The following is a 21,977-nucleotide window of genomic DNA, read 5'->3' as shown; positions in this document are numbered from 1 at the left end:
GCACTATGAAATTATTTACTTCAATTGATACACTATATTTTACCTACATCTGCCAAAGCGCCGCAGGCATTACCCACTCTTTATTTTTTTTCTATATGGAGAAAACAAAAACCGTGGGTATCTTTTCGCTTGCGGTGCTTAAAATTCGATTATTGGCTGATTTTCTGTTGAATAACAAAAAAGGTTTATCCGCAACTAACCAAGCTACTGCAACAATAAGCTATGGTGTTGCAAACGGAATATTTCCGAATAGGAATTTTGTTTCTATGTTTAGTTTATCGGTTCAGAAGCCCCGTGAGGACAGCGGGGCCTATGGGCTTAAAAATGACAGATCTCAAATTAAAGAATTTCTAACGTCTGTTTTAGAGAGATGTAGTCCTGTAAATTCTATAAAGTACTATGTTTTATTAATTATTTTTCTGTTCAAGTTTGAAGGAGTACAAGCACAATTAAATGACAAAAGTATTCAGGATAATACGGCGTATCCTGTAATGGTTGGGGAATCTGTTCCAGAGGACTTTTACACAAAAAAACATCTTTTTTATGTCGATGGAACTACTGTTACGAAAAGTTTTGAAGAATACAAAGGTAAGATGATTATTCTCGACTTTTGGGCAAGCTGGTGTGGTATGTGTCTTTCACAGATGGGAAAAGCTGAGAAGCTGAGCCAAAAGTATGGGGATAAAGTAGCTTTTGTGCTTGTCAATGCAAAGCACCGTAGGGACGATCTTTCTAAAATAAAGAAAACCTATGGCGAAACATTGTCCCAAATTGGTGGAAGCACACTTCCGACAGTCTATAATGATGAATACCTGTTCCACTTATTTCCGCACGCTTCTATTCCACGGTATGTATGGGTATCCCCGCGTGGTATTGTTCTGGCCATTACCGGTCATAGCTTTGTGAATAGCGAACAGATTGATGAGGTTATTAACATGTTGAGGGGGCAGGGAAATTATGAATAGGTACCTTATCTTTTGGTCAGTTATTGTACTTGTCCTGTTTTCTGATGTGGTGGAGGCACAACAGAAATATACAGGAACCGTATTGGATGAATCTAAGCAGGCCATTCCGGGAGCAAATATTATCTTATCTCGTTCCGGGCTCCAGACAAAAACTGATATCAGGGGAAACTTTCAGATTTTGTCTATTTTTCCCGATGAGCGATTTACCGTAAGCCATATGGGCTTTAGTACGGAGACTTTCTTATTGTCGGAATCAAAAAATAAGATTTTCCGGATCATACTGTCTAAGAAAACCAATCAACTTGCCGAAGTTATGGTTGAGACCGGATATCAGCGTATTCCTAAGGATCGTGCTACGGGTGCGTTTGCCCAGGTTGATAATAAAATTATAACACAAAGGATGTCCTCAGGAAATATATTGGACAGATTGGAAGGCAACTTTTCGGCACTACAGATGGATCGACGCGACGGTACAAACCAAATTAATATACGGGGCATAAATACACTGTCATACGCACAGATGGGGCCTTTGATTATTGTTAATGACCTCCCTTTTGAGGGAGATATAAACAGCATTAATCCCAATGATGTGGAGACAGTGACACTGCTCAAAGATGCCGCTGCGACGTCGGTTTGGGGAGCTCGAGCTGGCAACGGTGTTATTGTAATCAAGCTCAAAAATCGAAATGGACAAATGGGAACCGCTGTTGATTATTCTTCCAATATTACGATTTCGGATAAGCCGAATCTCTGGTATGTCCCAAGAATGTCTTCAGCAGAATTTATTGATGTTGAAAGAATGCTTTTCGATAAAGGCTTTTATAATGCGACATTGAATAGTTCGAATGCCAATCGCAATATTGTTTCTCCTGTCGTGGATGCCCTGGATGATCTCGCCAAGGGGTTAATATCTCAAAAGGAAGTCGAAGCCCGTATCCAGCGTTACAAAACTTTGGATTACCGTGATGACCTGCTTAATTATGTTTATCGTAAAGGTGTGCTCAGTCAGAATAATATTGCACTGTCAGGAAGTGGGGAAAGAAGTGGCTACCGTATAGGAATCGGTTATGACCGAAATGCACTTAACAAAAAGGAGACCCATAATCAACGGTTGGTAATCCACGGTAGTTATCAGTTAAATTTCTGGAAGCAATTTAGGCTTGAGTCCAATTTGATGTATTCCAATATGAAGAACAGCTATAATCCCGATCTAACGGATTATCCGATAAATGTTGGTGGGGGAAGGACGAATCTCTATCCTTACGCAAAATTGATTGATGGGGACGGCAATCCGCTACCGGTTCCATTGCAGTATAATTTTAGATATATAGAGTCTGTCACGGAGCGCAACGAAGGCTTATTGGATTGGTTTTATAGACCACTGGATGAATTTGGAAGATCCAAGGCGAATAATAATATCAACTATTGGAACGCTGGCCTAAAGCTGTCATTAAGGTTATGGAACACTATTGATATTACAGGTCAATATGGGTTTGAAGGACAACTGGGGGCAAATAGGACTTTACGTGGACAAGAGTCTTTTTCTACACGTGATCTGATCAATCGGTTTACGCAGATAGACAAAGGTACCGCTAATCGTATCGTGCCTTTAGGTGGTATCCTTAGCAACGGAAACGATGACTTCACCAGTCATAAGGGAAGGATTCAGCTTAATTTTAGTAAGAATTGGAATAGCCGGCATGAACTGAATTTCTTTGGAGGATCTGAGGTTTCGACGCGTAGGCAGGAAACTCAACTATTCACAACCTATGGTTTTGACGAAAATTATTACACGAGTCTGTTGATAGATCCGGTAAGTGCTTATCCGATCTACGATGGGCTGGGGGGACCGAGCCGTATTCCATATACAACGGGTTTTGACAAGAGGGTACGTAGGTATGTATCCATTTTTGGTAATGCTTCGTATTCTTATATGGGACGCTATATCCTTTCAGTAAGCGGACGAAAGGATGCGTCAAATCTCTTTGGGGTGAATGCCAATAATAAATGGAATCCATTATGGTCGGCAGGTTTAGCCTGGAAATTATCCGAGGAGACTTTTTTTCCAAAAAACAATGCTATCAGTAGCCTTAAACTTCGATCTACGCTGGGGCATAGCGGTAACTCGGGCGGAATGAGCACGAGTTTACCTATTATCAGCTATATGTCAGGTCTGAATACTGATGTGAGTACTTTTCCCCGTGCAATAGTATCGTTGTTACCCAACCCATCGCTTCGTTGGGAAGATGTGCGTATGATCAACGTTGCGTTGGATGCAGGATTATTCAACAACAGAATCATTCTATCGGCGGATGCTTATTTTAAAAAATCGACTGATCTATTTGCTTTGGATCCCATTGATCCGACATACGGGTTTAGTGCCGTGCGTCAAAATGTCGCAATTGCATCGGGAAGAGGGGTAGATATTGATATTAGTGCTAAAGTTTTGGATGACAACATCAAATGGAATGCAAAGTTACTTTTTACCATAAATAGAGATAATGTGGATAAATACTATGGTGGTACATGGAGAGCACTAAATTTTACATCTTATTCAGGACGAAAGCTGTCTCCTTTGGAGGGGAAGGCACTCTATCCTGTTTTCTCTTATCGGTTTGCCGGGCTAGATCCCAATACCGGTGATCCGCAAGGAGTTCTTAAAGGTGAAGTGTCTAAAGACTATGCGAAGATCCTGGTGGATTCTATGCAAAATCTTGTATATCACGGTACGGGTGTCCCACCTTATTATGGTTCATTAAATCAGGAATTTAGGTGGAAATCATGGCTTTTGAATGTAAATATTGCTTATAAGTTTGGTCATTTCTTTCAAAAGGAAACAATCAATTATATGGATCTTTTCAATGGCTGGCGGACTCATGGAGATTATTCGGACAGATGGCAAAATCCTGGCGATGAGACCAGGACAACTGTCCCCTCCATGACCTATCCGGCTAACTCAAACCGGGATAATTTTTACGCCTACTCGGAGGCCAATATTGGCAGAGGAGATCTAATACGTTTACAGGATATACGCTTACAGTATCAATGGAAGATAAAGCAAAAATATCCGGTACAGTTTTATGCGATGGTTAACAATGTGGTTTTGCTATGGAAAGCGAATAAGTGGGGGATTGACCCGGACTTTAATAATATGCCACCAGCTAGAAATTATAGTCTGGGGCTATCTGTTCACTTTTAATAAAAAGGAGGGATCCAAATGAAATATCTTATTTATTTAAGCATCTTAATGTTAAGTTTTTATAGTCAGTCCTGTACAAAATTTTTGGATGAAAAATCGATATTATCCGCAGCAACACCCGATAGGGAACAGGACCTGAGGGCATTATTGGACTTCGAGTCACAGATAAATCTCTATTTTCCGGGACTGATCGAATTGGGAACGGATGATTATTATTTAGATGGTGCTGACTATAATAAATTGCAGCCAAGCTATCAGGAAGCCTATACCTGGAATAAGGAAATGCTGTCCATGGATGCTGGAAATTGGAAGGCGTGTTATAATACCATTATGATTGCTAATATCGTATTGGAAGGTGTGGAGCGGCTTCAACCGATCAGAAATGTTGATATCAAAGGAGAAGCCATGTTTGTTCGCGGATTGGCTTTATATTATATTGCTCAATTATATTGTCCTTTATTTGATAAGGATAGAGAAAGTCCGTATGGGGCACCAATCCGGTTAACTTCTGATTTCAATGTACCTGTAAGCCGTGCGACGGTTCATGAAACATACAAACAGATCATTGCAGATTTGACCGGAGCAATTGTGTATTTAAGGGATCAGTCTGCTGAAATCAACAGGCCGGGTAAACGTGCAGCTTATGCTGCACTGGCGCGTGTATACCTAAGTATGTCAGATTATAACCAGGCACGTTATTATGCGAATGAAAGCTTAAAAGTTAATGGGGATCTGATGGACTTTAATGTGATTGATCCAACGCCAGATTTTCCGATCGGTCCAAAAAATGCGGAGATGATTTATTATGGCTCGACGATATCAGGAAGCAGTGCTTTACATAATAGCACGGCCAGAATTCCAAAGTCATTATACAGCCTTTACGATAAAGATGACTTACGAAAACTTGTCTATTTTAAATCCGTTAATTCGGCGGAGCATGCTTTTAAAGGATATTATTCTGGCCGTTCAGCCTCCTATTTTTCAGGATTTGCCAACGATGAGCTTTATTTGATTCGGGCTGAGTGCAATGCGAGGTTAGGGGCTTCTGTTGATGCATTGTCGGATCTGAATAAATTATTACAGCATAGAGTGCGTAAAGAAACTTTTAAGGCGGTTGAATTATCAGATGGAAAGGAGTTACTGAGTGCTGTCTTAATCGAACGTCGAAAGGAAATGTTATTCCGTGGCGTAAGATGGACAGACCTGAGGCGGTTAAATTTAGAACCGGATTATGCGGTAAATCTTGTACGGGATATCATTGTTAATGGAGAGATAAAACGATATGAACTGCCTGCGAATGATCCGCGTTATTTATACTTTATTCCTAATGAAGTAATTATTCAAAGTAACATCCCTCAGAATCCGAGATAAAATGGGAATAGGGAGGCTTTTCGAGGGCCTCCCTGTTAGTATTACTTATTCGAGCGGAATGATTGTACAGTAGTGTTGGTAGAAGTGTTTGCCACTGCATCTTCAATCTGTTGCTGTACCGTTTCACCCGACGGTAATACATGTGACATATCTGGTTGACCAGAACCATTGCTAGGTGCTTTGATCGAACAAATTTCTTCTGTTTTATCACCGCATTCATATTTAGGTGTCAATGCGTAATTTGCCGGATTGGTGGGATCCGAATTTACAATCTCATTGTTGTACCAGGTCTGATCGACTAATGATGTCGTCGCTGTCTTTTCAACTCTGGTTTTTTCTTTGTCTGTAAAACTTTGGGCACCATATACTAGACCCAATCCTAAAACTGTTAATGTACCGGTACGTAACCAGCTTGTTCTTTTTGTTGCCATAATGCAGTAATTTAAGTTCTCAAATTTTACCAATTCTCTGTATGTCGGTTTTATCTCTCAGTCATACTATCGAGTGATTCTATTCGGAGACCAATTTGTTTCCTTGAAACCAAAAGGTCAGTTATCTTCGGAATAATTCCTCCACTTTTGCAAATAGCCGTATTAATTTACGATACCTGGTACTCAATTTTTTATTAACTCCCCCAGCTATGGTTGAAGCGAGGGGGAGTATTCCCAATTTATTCGGTGTTTTTCATAGTAGTCATCGCAATACTATTTTTTGTTCCGACATCCGATCTCGACCCGGTTAAGCATACCAGCGGATATGGATAGCCTAAGACATTAGCTATCTTGTCGGAATACTACCATTGAAAAATGGTCTGTACCTTGGTATGCATAATCAATCTTAATGATATATTAAAGTTCGGGATAGTACGGAGAGGGGAGGTAGGAATAAATGGACAAAATGCAGGGAGATTTATGCAAATAATTTATGAAAAATGTGAATTTTTTCCTATTTTATTGGGTTTTAATAAATATGATGAAGCAACTTAGGTTTAAGAAGCCTTAGATGGAGGTATTCCGAAGAAATGTTTGAACTGTCTTCTAAAACTTTGCAAATCGGAATAACCTACTTGTTGATAAACTTGGGAGGGAAGCATATTTTCAGTAACTATTAACCGTTTTGCATTTTCCAAACGAACCTTCAGGAGATAACGATAGGGAGTGATTCCAATTTCATTTTTGAAAATGCGAATTATTGTTTTTTCTGTTATGTTGAAATGTGAGGCCAATGCTTTGATATCAACGTGTTCATTAAAATAATTTGCATCAATGTACGCTTTGATCAAATAGGCACGTTGTGAAAATTTTGTATCCAGTAGAATCTGATATTGGATGATAATTGTTGTTATGATATTCAGAAGATTGGATTCAAATTCAATCTGCTTGTAATTCTTCAGAGTAAATAATTGGAGTAGCAGTTCATGCAGATGATTATTGATCGTACATGATGACATGTGATCAAATAGTTTACTATTGGTTTTCATGCTGTCCAAAAAATCCCGTATTCTAGGGTCAAATAATAGATTACTTTTCAACCAAGCTGTTTTTGGACAGATATAAAAAAATTGGTGATTGCCTTTTGGGAGTTTATAAAGAAATTCACTTTTTCGGTTGTAAGTAACATAACAGGTATCTTTTCCAACTGAGGTGATGGGAAGACCCTCCACGGTAGAGAAAGTTATATTTCCATGCAACATCATAAATAAGAAGAGTCTCGTTTTTTCATTGATGAATCCAGCATCCAAGTCTGCATGAAGTTCATAATTCGTCAGTTCCAAATAGAAGAGATAATTGCTGAAATATTTGATATATATGACTCCCTCCTCTAAAATAATCCGCTCGGTATTGCCAAAGGGAAGTAGATAGCTCCCATGTTGTGATATCTGTTCCGTTAAATCCGTGAGCAGCACTTTATTTTGAAATATATGTTTAATTGTCCTTTGCATTTCCCCTCAAACATTATTTATGGAAATTGAAGTAAGTGTAAAATCTGCCTCGATCTATATATCAGATTGTTTATATAAAGTGATAGCTGGCGAAATCTGTTCGATTAAAATTTGCTTTCAAATTTAGTATATGATTTAGCCACTTACTTAGCAGTATTGTGCTGGATAAATAATCTTGGATAGTATTTTCACAAAATAGAATATTAATAGTTTAGTAACTTCATGTTTGAAAAGAAAATAATAGTATTACGTTCCGTTTGTAGATATTTTGAGTGGAGGATATTTTTCAGGATTTAGTCTACGCATATGTAATTTTTAGTGTAAAATATGCCATCAAAATAATTTAAATCGAAGATCTGATCCAATTTTTGAATTACAGTTGAAAATTAATTTAAGGGCATATTGAGGTCATGATAGAACAGGATGGTCCAGTGCTCTTCCGATGCTATTTTTTTCCATCGATTCGAAGATTCATTGCCTCTTCCCAATCAAAATCATTTTTATATGATGCCATTCATTTGTTATATTCCCTTTATTATCTAGTAATATGAGGTTTTGGAAAGTTGTATGAAAAGTTATTCTTTTGCAACAATGCAAAATCTAACTCAAGTTTTTGAATGTAAATCTTAGCCTTAGGATAATTCGCAATGAAATTATTCTTATCATCAAAATATCCTATAACACCAATGTGATCTTTATGTAAATGGAAGATAAGAACCTTCGTTATCTGTTCAGTTAGAATATCACATTTTTTAGGACTTTAAAGATTTTGGGTTCTCTGATGCTATAGACTACTGAAATCATAAAATTCAGGCATATTGAATGTCGATCCCTTATTATTGTCCATTTATTCTTGATGGGATTGAAAGGATAGTAAATTGATTTAAAAATACTAATATATTATCCTTTCAAAATCACTTAAATATAAGAAAACAATCATTAACAACGATTAGACTATTTGTCAGGATCTAATTTATTTCAATAAACAAACATGTAAAAATCTGTGAATAACGGAGTGCGACACGATCAATTGAATTGTAAGTTAATTATAGGTTAGCTGCGCAGTCAAAAGGAATAAGATGTGATTGTTTGGTGTAAATAATTGGCATTGAGAGTTATGTGTCGGATTTTGATAACTATTTTAAAGATTTTAGTAAGCGAAATTACTGGGTATTAATTTTTAATGTTAATAATTTTAATAGTATAAAAATTAACTGATTTATTGCAGCTTTAATCTTGATTAAAGGTTTAAAATTATGAAAGAACACGAGAAAAAACTAAAGTATGTAGCCCCACAACTTATAGGGGTAGAGAACATTGAATTGGAACAGGGGATTGCCGCGGGATCGGTTAGACCGACAGCGGAGGATGGAAGTGCATCTCAAGAATGGCAAACTGGAAATGATGCTTCTGGAGATTCCAATTGGTAGGCAAGTATAAAAAATGGTTTGGCCGAATTTCTCTGCTAAGCCTTAGAAAATTACATTTTAATAAATTTATTATGAAAATCAAGAAGATAGTTTCTTTTTCACAGTTCGGTTGTACATTTGGGATAATCTGTCTCATGTTTATAAATTTAATGATATCGTCCTGTAAGAGAGTTGATAATTCTGAAGAGATACATGAAGGGAAGGCGAAGGTCTTTATTAGTTTGAAAGGTAGTGTTTTTGCTGATTCGCAAGTAGCCAAATTGGGGAGAGCAGGAATGAAAAGTTCCGGGCAGCAAGTTCGAGAATTTAAACTTGGTAATGATCTTTTTGTTGAAGCTGTTGTATCAGAATCCCAAGCTATTGAACAGACGGAACCGGGAATTATTAAAGCCGCAGCGAATAACATGTTACGCGCAGCTAAAGAAACAGGTCCACTTGCAAAAGCAGTTCGGTATAAGTTAATTGTTTATGATGCTGATGGACATTATGTTACCGAACGGGATTATGTCCGAGAGGAGGAATCAGAATCAGAATCGCTACTTTTAGATGAGGGAGTGCAATATACCTTTGTCGCTTATTCTATAAATAGTGAAACAGATCTCCCGGTTGTATCGAAAGACGATCTCTCTGCAACCAGTTTGGCCGTTGATGGGAAAAGTGATTTGATGTATTTTAGCGAGACCAAAACCATTACAAGTGGAGAGAATTATTTAAACATTGTCCTCAAACATACGCTAAGTCAGATTACTGTTACAGTCGATGCTTCATTAACGGGTTATAATATTATGGAAATAAGCGCAGGATTAGATTCTCACTATCCTACAGCAAATATGAAGCTTGCCGATGGGAGTATTGAACGGAGCGGAACAGTAGATACGGTTACAGTGGCGTTTCCGGCAATTGGCAGTACTGGACAAGCATCTATTACAGCTGCACCAACAGTCCTAAACGCAGCGACAAATTCTGGGAAATTTATCTTAAACAAGATAAAAATCGGAGAAATAGCCTACAATGTTCCTAGTGATGCGTTAACCGGTCTTTCCTTTGCTCCCGGTATAAAATATAATCTCAAATTGAATATTACCCCTGCTGATATTTTGTTGACACATAACAATCAGAGTGCTGTCCGAATCCGGGGAGTAATTTGGATGAGGCATAATATGGGAGCTAACACTTCACTTAATCCAGATCAAAATCCTTCAGTTAAAGGGCTCCATGGAAACTATTATCAGTGGGGAAAAAGCAGTCCAGTTGCGAATGCGGATACACAAACAGGTGCTATTTCCGGATGGAGTACAAGTTCAGCGGCAAATGGTTCCTGGAATAGTGGTTCGCAGGATAAACCAGTGAAAACAGCCAAAGACCCTTGTCCTTCTGGCTACCGGGTACCTACGAGTAAAGAATGGGAAAAACTGGTTAATGCAACCAAATACAGTAGAATTGGGAACTGGACAGAGTCAGCTTCAAACTTCAGTGCTGCATTTGTATTGACAAGCAAATGGAACCGAAATGTAATGATGAGTTTTCCGGTACCGGGAGACAGAAATGCTTCGAATGGAGGATTGGAATACAGAGGGGGAGGAACCAATTATTGGACATCTACGGAGGTTTCAAATAATGGTGGGACAGTCCATAGTAATGGTAAGGTTACATCTCAGGGACGTACATTTGGTTTCCCATTACGTTGCGTTGCCGAATAAATATAAGGGCCAAAACGAAATTTGCTAATTTTAAAATGTGATCAGCTTTGAAAAAATACTTTAATAATTAATAAAAAAGATAATTGCTTTTATTGGATGTAATTATGGAAAATCAAAATCATTTTACAGATTTTGACAATTCCCAGCAATGATCATTTAAGTACATTTGCGTATTAAATCATATGTGTTTGTTTAGACAATAATTCTCCCATTATTGTTCTATGATTGACGTTTAGTTAGCGGCCAGCTATTTATTCATAATAGCTGGCATTTTCTTTCCTTATATTTATTTTATTATAATTCTACGATGCTGATAGATCCATGCTTTTTTAGCTATGTGATCTGAAGAGCTTGGTGGGATAAAGATTATTACTCTGAACATTTAGTAATCTAACAAATGTTTCTTCATTACACAATCTGAAAACTGTATTGCGAAAAAGTTCTGTCGGTATGGATATTATCAGAGAGATTAACTTCTATAAGTAGTAGCATTTTATGGATAAAGGCATAAAAGTAGAAGAAGGGGAGATACTTTAATTTAAAATTGATTTTCTGCTCCTAAACTTGAGGAAATTATAGATGCTATTGGTTTTTAAATGTTCTCAAAGTGTTAGTAAATATAATCACGATGGAAGTCTAACGCTATATTTACAAGCTATATCTCCTGGAGCAGATAAGGAGACTAATTGGTTACCATGCCTTTAAAGGGTAGATTCAATTATATCGTGCGTTTATATGGATCAAAAGCCGCTGTGATAAGAGGTGAATGGAAACAGCCATTGCCAGTAAAAATAGACTGATATGGAAAAAAATGGAAACATAGTCCCTAAAGACAGCTTATTGAAACCTTTGATCAATCATGAACAAAATGATAGTGACAGTTTTATTTCTAATTTTAACAAAGATCGGGAAAGCGTGAGTTTTTTTAAAATTGTCACATGCTGAAGCTATACAAATCAGATTGATATTTACTTTTGATGAGTATGGTCTTTAGTTTGATTACCATGTGGTTATCTCTTAAAAAAAACTAATCTGGCCATTTGCATAGTTAATGGTGAGTATTGTAATCCATTTTTATGAAAGAAATTTACTCGTTCAACGGATACAATAGGAATATAGACCTCTATTAAATTGCGCTGAGAAAATTTCCTGGTCAAATAATCGAGCGTTTATTCCATACCTCATGTACTATTATTAGGTTGTGGAATTTTCTAAATTTATGTCAATTTTAAACGGATCATGTGAACCAGATAAATCTAAATGGCAATGGTAATTATTAACAGTTTTGAAGAATATAAAGCTTATGAAGGAATGAATATTGGGGTTTCCAATTGGCATCAGATTGATCAGCAGCAAATAACTAGGTTTGCAGAATCGACACGTGACTTCCAATGGATCCATGTCAATGAGCAAAAAGCAAAAAACGAGGGACCCTTTGGATCGACAATCGCTCATGGCTATTTAACTTTATCACTTATCCCATATTTATGGAAGCAACTTGCCGATGTACGGAATGTTAAAATGGAAATCAATTATGGAATAGAAAATTTCAAATTTGGACAGGCGGTACCTGTTAACAGCGAAGTACGGCTTCAGGCAACGGCTAAATCTATATTAAATTTAAGAGGAACGGTTAAAGCCGTTATCCAGGCAAAACTTTTCATTAAAGGAGAGGAGAAACCAGCATATGTTGGGGATGTTATTTTCGTGTATCATTTCAATCGATAGTGACAAACCAAATTTTATACGTTGGAAGATTGGCATCTAAAATTAAACAGCGAAAACAATTGGGTCCAATTATTTTAGTAATATAAGCTATTTTAGTAATATAAGCCCAATTGTTTTCTGTTAGCGATATGGTTGATACATAACGGCCTTAGATTTTTTATTCTAATCGCTTTAATCGGAACAACAATTGTTGGATTGCTTCTTGTGCATCATCTATTATCGATTGAGAGAAAGTTTCTTTAAACAGCTTTTCTCTATTGCTCTCCACTTGTTTATAGTAATCCTCAATGTATTTAATATAGTTTGTAGGTTTTGAAGTTTCAGGGATTACGATATCCAAAGTCCCTTCTAGTGCAAAGGTTGTTTCAACCAGTCTATCCGTAATATCGATTAGGGAATCTATGGCCTGATCCAGGGAAATATGTGCCTCATAGCTGCCTTTACCGGTTATTGACCAGTGAGTTAACTTCAATGAGTTCCTGAATGAGATAAGTTCTCCTAAGAACTTAGCAATGTCCTGTTTTGAATTCTGTTTTGTCTCCATATTTGTTTGCGTTTATTTAATTGTGTGGATTTACTGATGAAAATATATCAAATACCATGCTATTTATATGGAGGCAGCGTGAACTATCTATATTATACTGAGGTATTTTAGAAAAAGATTTGTTATTATTTGTTCAGCTGTTTTATTCCGTTCTATAGGTTATTAATTTTTATCATATTGCTTTCTATACTTTGGGAGTAACATTATCCATATAAAGAATAGATAAGAGAAAGAAATGAACCGACTGATATTTTTATAATCTACGCTAATGGCCGTAATATAATGAAAAAGCCTCATCCAGTGTTGGTTATCCCAATAACTGGAGAGGCCGCAATGGTTGCTCCTTCTCCGGTCATCCCATCTCTTAAATGTCAACATCCGGGAGGAACTGCATCGTCAGATAATGGTATTGAATAGAAGCAAATTTTTGTCGATGACCGGAGGAGGTAAATAGAACTGCTATCTCACGACAGCAGTTCTTTCATCAATTCAACAAATACATAGATTCAAAAAACTTTGTCCAAGGACGTCCATATATTGGTGCAAAAGTAGCAAAAAGGCCACCTGATTCTCTGAATTTTAAGTTCTGGAAACCTTTAAAAAAGTTTGTGTTTTTTAATTGTAGAAAATCGAGTTTGAGCGATCTAACCATGTTATCCGCTTTTAAATAAGTGTAGTGTAATAATTTCTGAGTTTGAAAGATAGGGAAATGGTAAATTAGTGATAGAAACTATTTAAATGTTTAAACTCTTATATAAAAATTTAAACTCTTATATAAAAAAATGTGGACCATTTATAATAGCCCACATTTTTTACTAAACACTAACTAAAAACAATAACTGGGTGTTATTGTCACTATATATAAATAAATTTTAAATGATATATGTAGTGACATGGTAGAGTTACCTGTTTAATTTTAGTTAGGTCTTACGTCAGGTAGTTGTTTTTTTCTGACAGGCCTGATGTAATTATTGTTTTAATTGCAATTAGTAGTTTTATGATATATAATATTTATCAGCTAACTATTTCGAATATGAATGTGCTGGAAGTTGCATTGTAATTCGGAAATCGAAACTAATAAAATTCAATCGTACTAGAAAGATGATAGTAGAACTTCCCTCCAGTTACTGATATAGACCTTAAGTAAAGGAAGCTTAAAAATAGGACAATGATTGTTTTGGTTAGAAGTACTGTTCTAAAATCAACCATTATTTATTTTTTTTCAGAATGATTTCTCTATGTTTTAAAGCCCATTGCTGAATATGAATAATAAGTGGTTCAATACTTTTGCCATGTTCGCTTGTAATATATTGTACAGAGTTAGCTGCCTGATCTCCTTCAATACGTTCTATCATTTTATTCTCCTCTAAATAACGTAATTCCTTTATGAGAACACGGGATGTAATGGGATCCAAATCAGCTTTTATCTGTGAAAATCTCTTTGGAGTTCCGCAAAGAGATGCCATTATGGCGCCCCTCCATCTACCACCGATTAAGTCAATAGTGTCCTGTACATCTCTGGTTATTAGTCTTTTAGTGTTGTTTTCCATTTTTTTGTATCCTAAAAAGAACCAAAAAAACTGCTGTATTTTGGTATCTAATTGATACCAAATATAGAGCTTTGTATCAGAATTTCAAATAAATAAATCGTATGAAAGTAATACAATTCAACAATTATGGAGACTCCTCCGTTTTACATCTTAATGAGATAAGTCTTCCTAAACTCGGAGCCAAAGATGTTATGATTAAAATATCGGCGGTATCTGTTAACCCTTTAGACATCAAACTACGTAATGGGGAGATGAAAAATTTTATGCCCATATCATTTCCATTTATACCAGGATTGGATGTGGCAGGAACTGTTGAAAAAGTCGGTGAAAAAGTTACCAAATTTAAAAAGGGAGATAAAGTTTTTGCAACCACTTTTGGCAACACATACAGTGAATACGTTAGTTTAGAGGAATCTATTATTAGCAGAATGCCAAAAAATTTAGATTTTGTGGAATCTGCAGCTGCAGCAATTCCATTGACAACAGCTTATACAATATTGCTACAGGAGGGAAACTTAAAAGCTGGACAAACAATTTTAGTACATGGTGCGGCAGGAGGAGTTGGTCATGTTTTAGTTCAAATGGCCAAAAACCTAGGGGCAAAAGTAATCGCTACAGCTACAGGAGAAGGTTTAGAATTTGTCAAATCAATGGGTGTTTCTGAGGTGTTAGATTATAAGTTCGATCACAGGCTACAAAATATTGATAGCCTTGATATGGTTATTGACTTAGTGGGGGGCGAAACTCATTTTCAATCATATAATAAATTGAAACCCCGCGGTATACTTTTAAGTACCGTTATGCCTGGTTCGGAAGAATTGGCTAATAAATTTGGAATTACAACCAAATTTGTAAATGCTGTCCCTGATTCTAAAAAGCTCGATTTTGGTGTAAAATATATAGAAAATGGGAATATTAAAATCAAGGTTTTTAGAAAATTTTCTTTGACTGATGCAGCAGTAGCTCAGGATTTTGTCGGGCAAGAAAGGATTTTGGGCAAAGTTGTTTTAGAAATTATTGAACCATAAATTTAATAAAAATGTTTAATGATGAGCTTAGAGGTGTAGCGAATATCTATCATTCAATAACACCCCACGATTTAGCGGTTATTTCGTTAATGAAAGAACAGTTTTCGACACTTAAGGGCAAAGTTGAAGGTCCACAAACTAGAGCACCATTTGATCAGGTGATGGAATCCATTAAAAGTGCAAAGAAAGTTAGTTATTATGAAGAAACGATAAATGGAGTAAAGGGTTGGTGGTGTATTCCAAATAATGATATTGATTCAAGGGCGATTCTTTATTTTCATGGCGGAGCCTATAACGTAGGTTCTTCACGAGCATATAGAAATTTTGCAGGAAATATTGCAGAAAGAGCAAATTTATCGCTATTTATTCCTGATTATCGCCTGGCGCCAGAAAACCCATATCCAGCTGCAGTTGAAGATGCTCAATCAGCTTATATCGGTTTATTAAATAAAGGCTTTAAAAATATATCTATAATGGGCGACTCTGCGGGCGGGGGATTAGCTTTAGTGACGATGGCAAAAATAGCCTTTCAAGATGATTTATTAAATCCGTCTTCGTGCACTGTATTTTCTCCTTGGACTGACTTGAAATTAGATTCTATAACGATGCAATCTAAGGCTGAAAATGATATACTTTTAGCAAGGGCCAGTCTAGAAAGAGATGCTGCTAGATATTTAAACGGAATATCACCTTATGATCCATACGTATCACCACTATATGGATCTTTATATAGGCTGCCTCCGATTCAAATCCATGTGGGTGAGGCTGAGATTCTGTTAGGAGATTCTCTCCGATACACAGAAAAAGCAATTCGTAATAATACTAGAGTTGACTTACACATTTGGGAAGGAATGCCCCATGTATTCCCATCTAATTTGGGTAAATTGGATGCGGCTGAAGAGGCACTAAATATTACGGCATCATTTATACTATGGCAGGAATGAGTTAACGATAGACATTGACAAATCCAAGTACTACTTTATTCAGATTCTATTTTGAATAGCAGTTGCCATTTATATATGGTCACAAAAATACTGTTCGAAGGTATGAAAAATGTTATTTGTTTTGTATTTAGAGAATTATATGTCTATTCTTTATTAATGTAATGACAATAGAGTTTGATCTATGTAGATCAAACTCTATTACTTTTTAATGAAATCAGAGTGGTCCCTTAAAAGATCTAACGTTATTTTTGGCTCGTTGATTTCGGTTGTTCTGATTGATGTTTGTAATTAAGATGTTTGTAATTAATAAGTGATTTATTGTACCCATCACTTTTTGACAAGGGAAGTTTCTTTCAGAATTAAGTTCCTCAATTGATTATATTGTTACTTTATAGGGGTTCTCGTTATATGTTATCTGCTCTCACAGTGAAAACCAACTTCTTTCCCTTCTTAGGAGAGCAGTGGCTTAGTTCCTTCAGTTATAGAGCTATAAAGCCCATCAGGTCTTTTTTACCCATGCCGCCTCCAATTTGTTATCAATAGTTCTTGATTCCACGCCAAAACTAATAGTTGAAGGAGTCTCTGAACTCTAGAGGCGAAAAATTAGTTTTGGTCTTAAACAATTTACTGAATGATTGGGGGTGCACAAATCCCAGTGCATAAGCGATTTCAGAAACAGATAAATTAGTGGTGGATAATTTTTCTTTAGCTACTTCTATGATGGTGTCCTGGATATATTGTTGGGTGTTCAGCCCTGTCAGTGAATGCAACATATCACTTAGATAACGCTGTGATAACCCTAATGTCCTACTAATATATTTAACTGAAGGCAAGCCATTTTGCAAGCTATTTTCTTCTTCAAAATAGCTGTTTAGTAGGTTATCCAAAGAAGTTATAATATCATTGTTCACGGCATTCCTTGTAATGAATTGGCGGTTGTAAAAACGATTGCTGTAATTTAAAAGTAATTCTATCTGTGAAACTAAAACATCCTGGGAGAATTTGTCGATATTATTTTCTAATTCGTTGGCAATTGTATTAAATAAATTTGTTATGATTTCTTTTTCCTTAGCTGACAGAAGTAAGGCTTCTGAAACATTATAGGAGAAAAATCCAAATTTATTTATTAGTTTTCCCAATGGATAGTTTCGGATATAATCTGCATGAAAATATAAGACAAAACCTTCATAGTTTTCTGTGGTTTCAGGAGCGGCAACAATTTGCTTAGGTTTCATAAATGCCATTCCTCCTTCTTCAAAGTCATAATGTCCCTGACCATATTTAGTTGTCCCTTTGAATGCAGATTTAAAAGAAATTTTGTAGAAATCAATAAGAAATTTTTTTCCCTTTGGGAACCTTCCCGGAGAAACAAATCTGTAATCAACCAATGCAATCAATGGATGCATTGGTGCGGGAAGACCCAATTCCCGTACCAATTGCGATATGTTTTTAATGTGATTTATATTCGATTGTCTATTCATTTCTATTTTCGAATTTAATCAATTTTGTTTTGAGGTGCGAATAACAATATTGCTAATCTCAACATTTTGGGTTGCCCCTGTAACAAGAACTGCTTTTCCGTTGAGAATTTGCGTTGTTTTTCGTCTTTACTTGTCTATTTGTTTATCTAGTATTTCGGGATAGCGGTCACCTTGGATTGAAATCCCATTTACAGATGTGTTAATTTTTGAAAGTTCATCTGTAGTCAGCAAAATATTTGTACTGCCAATGTTTTCTTTTAAACGATGCAATTTTGTTGTCCCTGGAATGGGTACTATCCAAGGCTTTTGAGCTAAGAGCCAAGCCAATGCTAATTGACCCGTTGTAATATCTTTTTCTTTCGCGATTTCCGAAAGTACGTTTACCAGAATCTGATTGGCTTCAATATTTTTCTCACTGAAACGGGGAAGAACATTTCTGCGGTCGATATCCTCCAATTTTTTCTTTATGGTACCGGTGAGGAAGCCTTTACCTAAAGGACTGAATGGAACGAAACCAATTCCCAGCTCTTCCAATGTTTGTAATGTGTCATTTTCGGGTTCGCGCCAAAATAAAGAGTATTCACTTTGCAAAGCTGCTACAGGTTGAATCGAATGTGCTTTTCGGATCGTTTTTGAACTTGCTTCCGACAGGCCAAAATGTTTTACTTTACCCTCCTGGATCAGGTCTTTTACTGTTCCCGCCACATCTTCTATCGGAACATGAGGGTCGACACGGTGCTGATAGAACAGATCAATATAGTCAGTTCTTAGTCTTTTCAACGAAGCTTCGGCTACAGCTCTGATAGTTTTGGGCCTACTGTCTAAGCCTGCTGTCGGTAGGGCGTCTTTAAAACCAAATTTTGTGGCGATTACAACGTCTTTACGACATGACTGGAGCGCTTCTCCAACAATTTCTTCATTGGTATAAGGTCCATAGGCTTCTGCGGTATCGAAAAACATTATACCTCTTTCAACTGCATTGCGAAGTAGTGCTAAAGCTTCATTTTTCTCAATTCCTTTACCGTCTAAAAAGTTTAAGCCCATACAGCCAAAACCTAACGCAGACACTTCTAATCCGCTCTTTCCTAATTTTCTTTTTTCCATAATTTTTTAAAACTTTTTCTAAACTAAACTTTGAATTAGATTTCGATTGTAAAATTCTTGATTGTTACCCGTTCGAATATAACTGAGTTGGTATTTGTTGTAGTCAAATTTTCAGGTGGAGATTTAATATTAGAACCTTCATGTGCTGATCGTTTGTAATTTGATTGCACTTAACAAATTAAACAACTTCTTTTATGAAATCTTAATGTAAATATTCAATCATGGAAGAATATCAAAATTTTGGAAGACTGTCGATTTAGGAGGTAAAGGAATTATAAGGGCTAGAGAACAAGGGAAGCTTGAAAATAAATTAGATCATTTTCGGAAAAGCAATAAAGAGATAATCGATGTGAATGCGTCAAATAAGAATAGTTATGTCTGGAGTATTTAGTTATCAATACCTTTTCAAATACAAAGGAGGAGAATTTCTAGGAAATGGAGTAAACCGAGAATTTAAATAGCAAATATCGGGTAACAAAATCATTTTTGTGTACAAAAATGAAGAACTAAACCCTAAAATTATGTTTGTTCTATTTTACGATTGATTATCTGGTCAATTTAATTCAAAGATCATCGTCTTGAAAAATCTACCTATATTATGTCTGGTTACCTGTCTGTTAGACCTACAATTTAATCCTAGCACATCTTTTTTTGGTTTTCTGAGCAGTCTATAAGTGACCCAGGATGTGCAATTGATCGCCGCAACCAATGGCAGTATCCCGTCTCTTTTGAGACCCTTAAGATTATTGGCGATCTGGTGAATATAGGAGACATACATGGCAACGGCCGTAACCGTCGCTATCAATCCTAAAATTGTATAAAATCGATTATTCATAATGGCTATATTTATAATGAATATACTAAAATTAGGCGTAAATTATTCTAATAGATTATATGATCTTCCAGCGGCAGTAATTTCCAGGGGTTCATCATAAGGTTTTCTTAGAAAGGCGCTTACATACAGGGAAACCTCAAATAAAATTTTCAGCTCACTGTTCTTATAGCTTGTCGATGCATGGATATTACCCCATGTAATCAATCTAACTTTGACAATGGCTTTGCGGTCCTACTACTGCATAGCCCGTTTATAATTTACAAAGTAAGTTTTACTTATAGATGGGTAGTTGAATCCTATCTTTTTTTATTTTTTCTTTTTTGCCCGTAAAGAGTTTTGAAACCTTATTAGCTATTTTGCTGGAGGCAACTCTTAGGACAGTATTAAATAGTCCGATACCGAATTTTGTTTTTGGATGTGCGATCCAAGGCACACCCGGAGGTAGGTTTTGAATTTCTTCAACATACGGACGTAATAATTTTTCATAAGCGGCGAATGCTTCTTTATGACAGTTATGTCTGGACAGTTCACCTGCCAAAATATAAGCGCCAATAATCGAGAGACTTGTGCCCATTCCGGTCATAGGGGTGGGGCAATAAGCAGCATCTCCCACCATGGCATATCTTCCCTTGGTCCATCTGGGAGCTTTTACCTGGCTGATTCTGTCCAGGTACACATCTTTGCTTTCTTCCAGTGCAGTAAGTATACGTGGAGCCTGCCAGCCAGCATCTGCAAACTTTTGTCTAATAATTTCTTTTTGCTCTGCTAAACTGAGTTTTTCATATCCACTATCCGGTGACAGAAAGGAAAATGAAGTTCTGGTAGTGTCCTCATTGTCAGGTCGTATGTTAATCACTCTTGATCCAGGCGCATTGTACCAATAAGCCCATTTTGTATCCGATTCAATACGGGGAATGGTCAGATATGAACAATAGACACCAATATATTTTATCACCGGTTCATTTCCGAACATTAAGGTGAGCGTTGTGGAACGGATGCCATCTGCTGCAATGACAAGATCAAAGGAACGTTGGGGACCATTTTTAAAGGTGACGGTAACCATATCTTCTTTATCTGCTAGAGCTGTGATCTGATCGCCAAAAATATAATCAACGTTGTCGGATGTGGCTTCATGGAGAATTTTTGCAAGATCGCCACGCAGAATTTCCAGTTCAGCTGTTCCGAACCCTGAATTCCTTTTCGGAAAAGATCCTATGATCTGATTGTTTTTATTAACAAAGCGAACACCCAGTTCCCCGGTATTGGCCTGGCGGATCTTGTTTTCCAATCCCATCAACTGGACTATCTGCTGTGCCTCTTCCCGAACATCTATATTTTGACCACCCAACCTTAATTCATCTGCACGTTCGATAACCGTTACATCAAAACCAAATCGCTGTAGCCAAAATGCCAGGGTGGGACCAGCGATACTTGCACCGGAAACGAGGATTGTTCTTTTTTTTATTTGTCAATTTTTAAGTCGCATGTACCGATACTGAATTTATATCATTCAAGGAATTGCATATGTCACAGTAGATCCACCTTTTAAATGTTTCCCAAAATTTGGGGAAATTTATTGGAGGTACTCGAAATGTACGAGATGGTTGATAGTTGTGAAAAATATGGTTGTAAAATTACTATATAGAAAACATATTTTGTTAGTAGAAGGTTTTTATTTTTGCTATTTCTCAACGTATCGCTCTGCTTATTTTGCATAAAAAAAGCCTCCTAAGTTTTGATATTCTCATTAACAGAGGAGGCTTTAGCATTGGCTACTTCTAGGGGCAATCCACATCTTTATAAGTTAACATCAAAAATGCTCTGTATCTTTAGATATTGACATCCGACAGATGTAAATATTTATTCATGACCGCCAAAGGCAAATAGACCCGCTATCTCACGACGGTAGATCTTCACATCAATTAAAAAAGTACCCAGATCCAGAAACCTGGGTACAAAATAAAAAAATATGTATATAAATCTCTATACAAAAATAGCGAATGACAGGTTGATTATCCTAGGTTAAAGTTTCTGAAATCTTTAAAAAAGTTATCATTATTAGTGTTTTAGCTGTAAAAATATGTTGTAGGCAGATGCTACAAACATGTGAAAATTAATAGACGATATGAATATATGGAAATAGACTTCTTAAGATT

Annotated in this window: 17 protein-coding genes; 9 read left to right on the top strand and 8 right to left on the bottom strand. The window is 36.5% G+C overall.

Annotation, left to right across the window (positions count from 1 at the left end):
* Nucleotides 1–95 precede the first annotated feature (95 nt).
* From OGI71_RS08720 to OGI71_RS08710, 3 genes are read left to right on the top strand one after another with little or no spacing between them, the layout of a single operon-like run.
* Nucleotides 96–965, top strand: coding sequence for a TlpA disulfide reductase family protein (locus OGI71_RS08720; RefSeq protein WP_282255009.1), 870 nt, complete (start codon nucleotides 96–98; stop codon nucleotides 963–965).
* Nucleotides 958–4,164, top strand: a complete 3,207-nt coding sequence (locus OGI71_RS08715) for a SusC/RagA family TonB-linked outer membrane protein (RefSeq protein ID WP_282255008.1) — start codon at nucleotides 958–960, stop codon at nucleotides 4,162–4,164. Before OGI71_RS08720 ends, OGI71_RS08715 begins: the two co-directional genes overlap by 8 nt.
* Before the next feature lie 18 nt (nucleotides 4,165–4,182).
* Nucleotides 4,183–5,535 (top strand): RagB/SusD family nutrient uptake outer membrane protein, encoded by a 1,353-nt coding sequence (locus OGI71_RS08710; RefSeq protein ID WP_282255007.1) that lies wholly within the window; start codon nucleotides 4,183–4,185, stop codon nucleotides 5,533–5,535.
* 41 nt (nucleotides 5,536–5,576) lie between these two features.
* On the opposite strand, the gene OGI71_RS08705 is transcribed toward OGI71_RS08710, so the two are convergent.
* Both OGI71_RS08705 and OGI71_RS08700 read right to left on the bottom strand, forming a co-directional pair.
* Nucleotides 5,577–5,966, bottom strand: coding sequence for a hypothetical protein (locus OGI71_RS08705; RefSeq protein ID WP_282255006.1), 390 nt, complete (start codon nucleotides 5,964–5,966; stop codon nucleotides 5,577–5,579).
* A 557-nt stretch (nucleotides 5,967–6,523) separates the two neighbouring features.
* Nucleotides 6,524–7,477, bottom strand: a complete 954-nt coding sequence (locus tag OGI71_RS08700) for an AraC family transcriptional regulator (RefSeq protein WP_282255005.1) — start codon at nucleotides 7,475–7,477, stop codon at nucleotides 6,524–6,526.
* A 1,256-nt stretch (nucleotides 7,478–8,733) separates the two neighbouring features.
* Here OGI71_RS08700 and OGI71_RS08695 point away from each other — a divergent pair.
* The 3 genes from OGI71_RS08695 (at nucleotide 8,734) to OGI71_RS08685 (ending at nucleotide 12,335) form a co-directional block, all read left to right on the top strand.
* Nucleotides 8,734–8,907, top strand: coding sequence for a hypothetical protein (locus tag OGI71_RS08695; protein ID WP_282255004.1), 174 nt, complete (start codon nucleotides 8,734–8,736; stop codon nucleotides 8,905–8,907).
* A gap of 71 nt (nucleotides 8,908–8,978) precedes the next feature.
* The gene (locus OGI71_RS08690) at nucleotides 8,979–10,607 is read left to right on the top strand and encodes a fimbrillin family protein (RefSeq protein WP_282255003.1); all 1,629 of its coding nucleotides are present in this window, start codon (nucleotides 8,979–8,981) and stop codon (nucleotides 10,605–10,607) included.
* A 1,266-nt stretch (nucleotides 10,608–11,873) separates the two neighbouring features.
* Nucleotides 11,874–12,335 carry a MaoC family dehydratase gene (locus tag OGI71_RS08685; RefSeq protein WP_282255002.1) on the top strand — a complete coding sequence of 154 codons (462 nt, stop codon included), beginning with the start codon at nucleotides 11,874–11,876 and terminating at the stop codon, nucleotides 12,333–12,335.
* Nucleotides 12,336–12,492: 157 nt separating this feature from the next.
* On the opposite strand, the gene OGI71_RS08680 is transcribed toward OGI71_RS08685, so the two are convergent.
* Nucleotides 12,493–12,879: a DUF5856 family protein gene (locus OGI71_RS08680; protein ID WP_282255001.1), complete on the bottom strand. Its 387-nt coding sequence runs from the start codon at nucleotides 12,877–12,879 to the stop codon at nucleotides 12,493–12,495.
* A 282-nt stretch (nucleotides 12,880–13,161) separates the two neighbouring features.
* Between OGI71_RS08680 and OGI71_RS08675 the strand changes: the two genes are divergently transcribed.
* Complete coding sequence (locus OGI71_RS08675; RefSeq protein ID WP_282255000.1) at nucleotides 13,162–13,296, top strand: hypothetical protein; 135 nt, start codon at nucleotides 13,162–13,164, stop codon at nucleotides 13,294–13,296.
* 791 nt (nucleotides 13,297–14,087) lie between these two features.
* On the opposite strand, the gene OGI71_RS08670 is transcribed toward OGI71_RS08675, so the two are convergent.
* Entirely contained in the window at nucleotides 14,088–14,429 is a 342-nt protein-coding gene (locus OGI71_RS08670) for a helix-turn-helix domain-containing protein (RefSeq protein ID WP_282254999.1), read from the bottom strand.
* 101 nt (nucleotides 14,430–14,530) lie between these two features.
* On the opposite strand from OGI71_RS08670, the gene OGI71_RS08665 reads away from it, so the two are divergent.
* Both OGI71_RS08665 and OGI71_RS08660 read left to right on the top strand, forming a co-directional pair.
* Entirely contained in the window at nucleotides 14,531–15,457 is a 927-nt protein-coding gene (locus OGI71_RS08665; RefSeq protein ID WP_282254998.1) for an NADP-dependent oxidoreductase, read from the top strand.
* A gap of 11 nt (nucleotides 15,458–15,468) precedes the next feature.
* Nucleotides 15,469–16,401 carry an alpha/beta hydrolase gene (locus OGI71_RS08660; RefSeq protein ID WP_282254997.1) on the top strand — a complete coding sequence of 311 codons (933 nt, stop codon included), beginning with the start codon at nucleotides 15,469–15,471 and terminating at the stop codon, nucleotides 16,399–16,401.
* Between the two features lie 563 nt (nucleotides 16,402–16,964).
* On the opposite strand, the gene OGI71_RS08655 is transcribed toward OGI71_RS08660, so the two are convergent.
* The 4 genes from OGI71_RS08655 to OGI71_RS08640 form a co-directional block, all read right to left on the bottom strand.
* A complete protein-coding gene (locus OGI71_RS08655) occupies nucleotides 16,965–17,882 on the bottom strand; it encodes a helix-turn-helix transcriptional regulator (RefSeq protein WP_282254996.1) in 918 nt (305 codons plus the stop codon).
* Nucleotides 17,883–18,008: 126 nt separating this feature from the next.
* Nucleotides 18,009–18,986, bottom strand: a complete 978-nt coding sequence (locus OGI71_RS08650) for an aldo/keto reductase (RefSeq protein WP_282254995.1) — start codon at nucleotides 18,984–18,986, stop codon at nucleotides 18,009–18,011.
* Nucleotides 18,987–19,539: 553 nt separating this feature from the next.
* Complete coding sequence (locus tag OGI71_RS08645; protein WP_282254994.1) at nucleotides 19,540–19,821, bottom strand: hypothetical protein; 282 nt, start codon at nucleotides 19,819–19,821, stop codon at nucleotides 19,540–19,542.
* Between the two features lie 271 nt (nucleotides 19,822–20,092).
* Nucleotides 20,093–21,271: an FAD-dependent monooxygenase gene (locus OGI71_RS08640; RefSeq protein ID WP_282256139.1), complete on the bottom strand. Its 1,179-nt coding sequence runs from the start codon at nucleotides 21,269–21,271 to the stop codon at nucleotides 20,093–20,095.
* Nucleotides 21,272–21,977 lie beyond the last annotated feature (706 nt).

The sequence above is a fragment of the Sphingobacterium sp. ML3W genome, assembly GCF_029542085.1.
GTDB lineage: Bacteria > Bacteroidota > Bacteroidia > Sphingobacteriales > Sphingobacteriaceae > Sphingobacterium.
The sequence above is the reverse complement of the archived record's forward strand: the minus strand, read 5'-3'. Positions and strand labels throughout refer to the sequence as shown.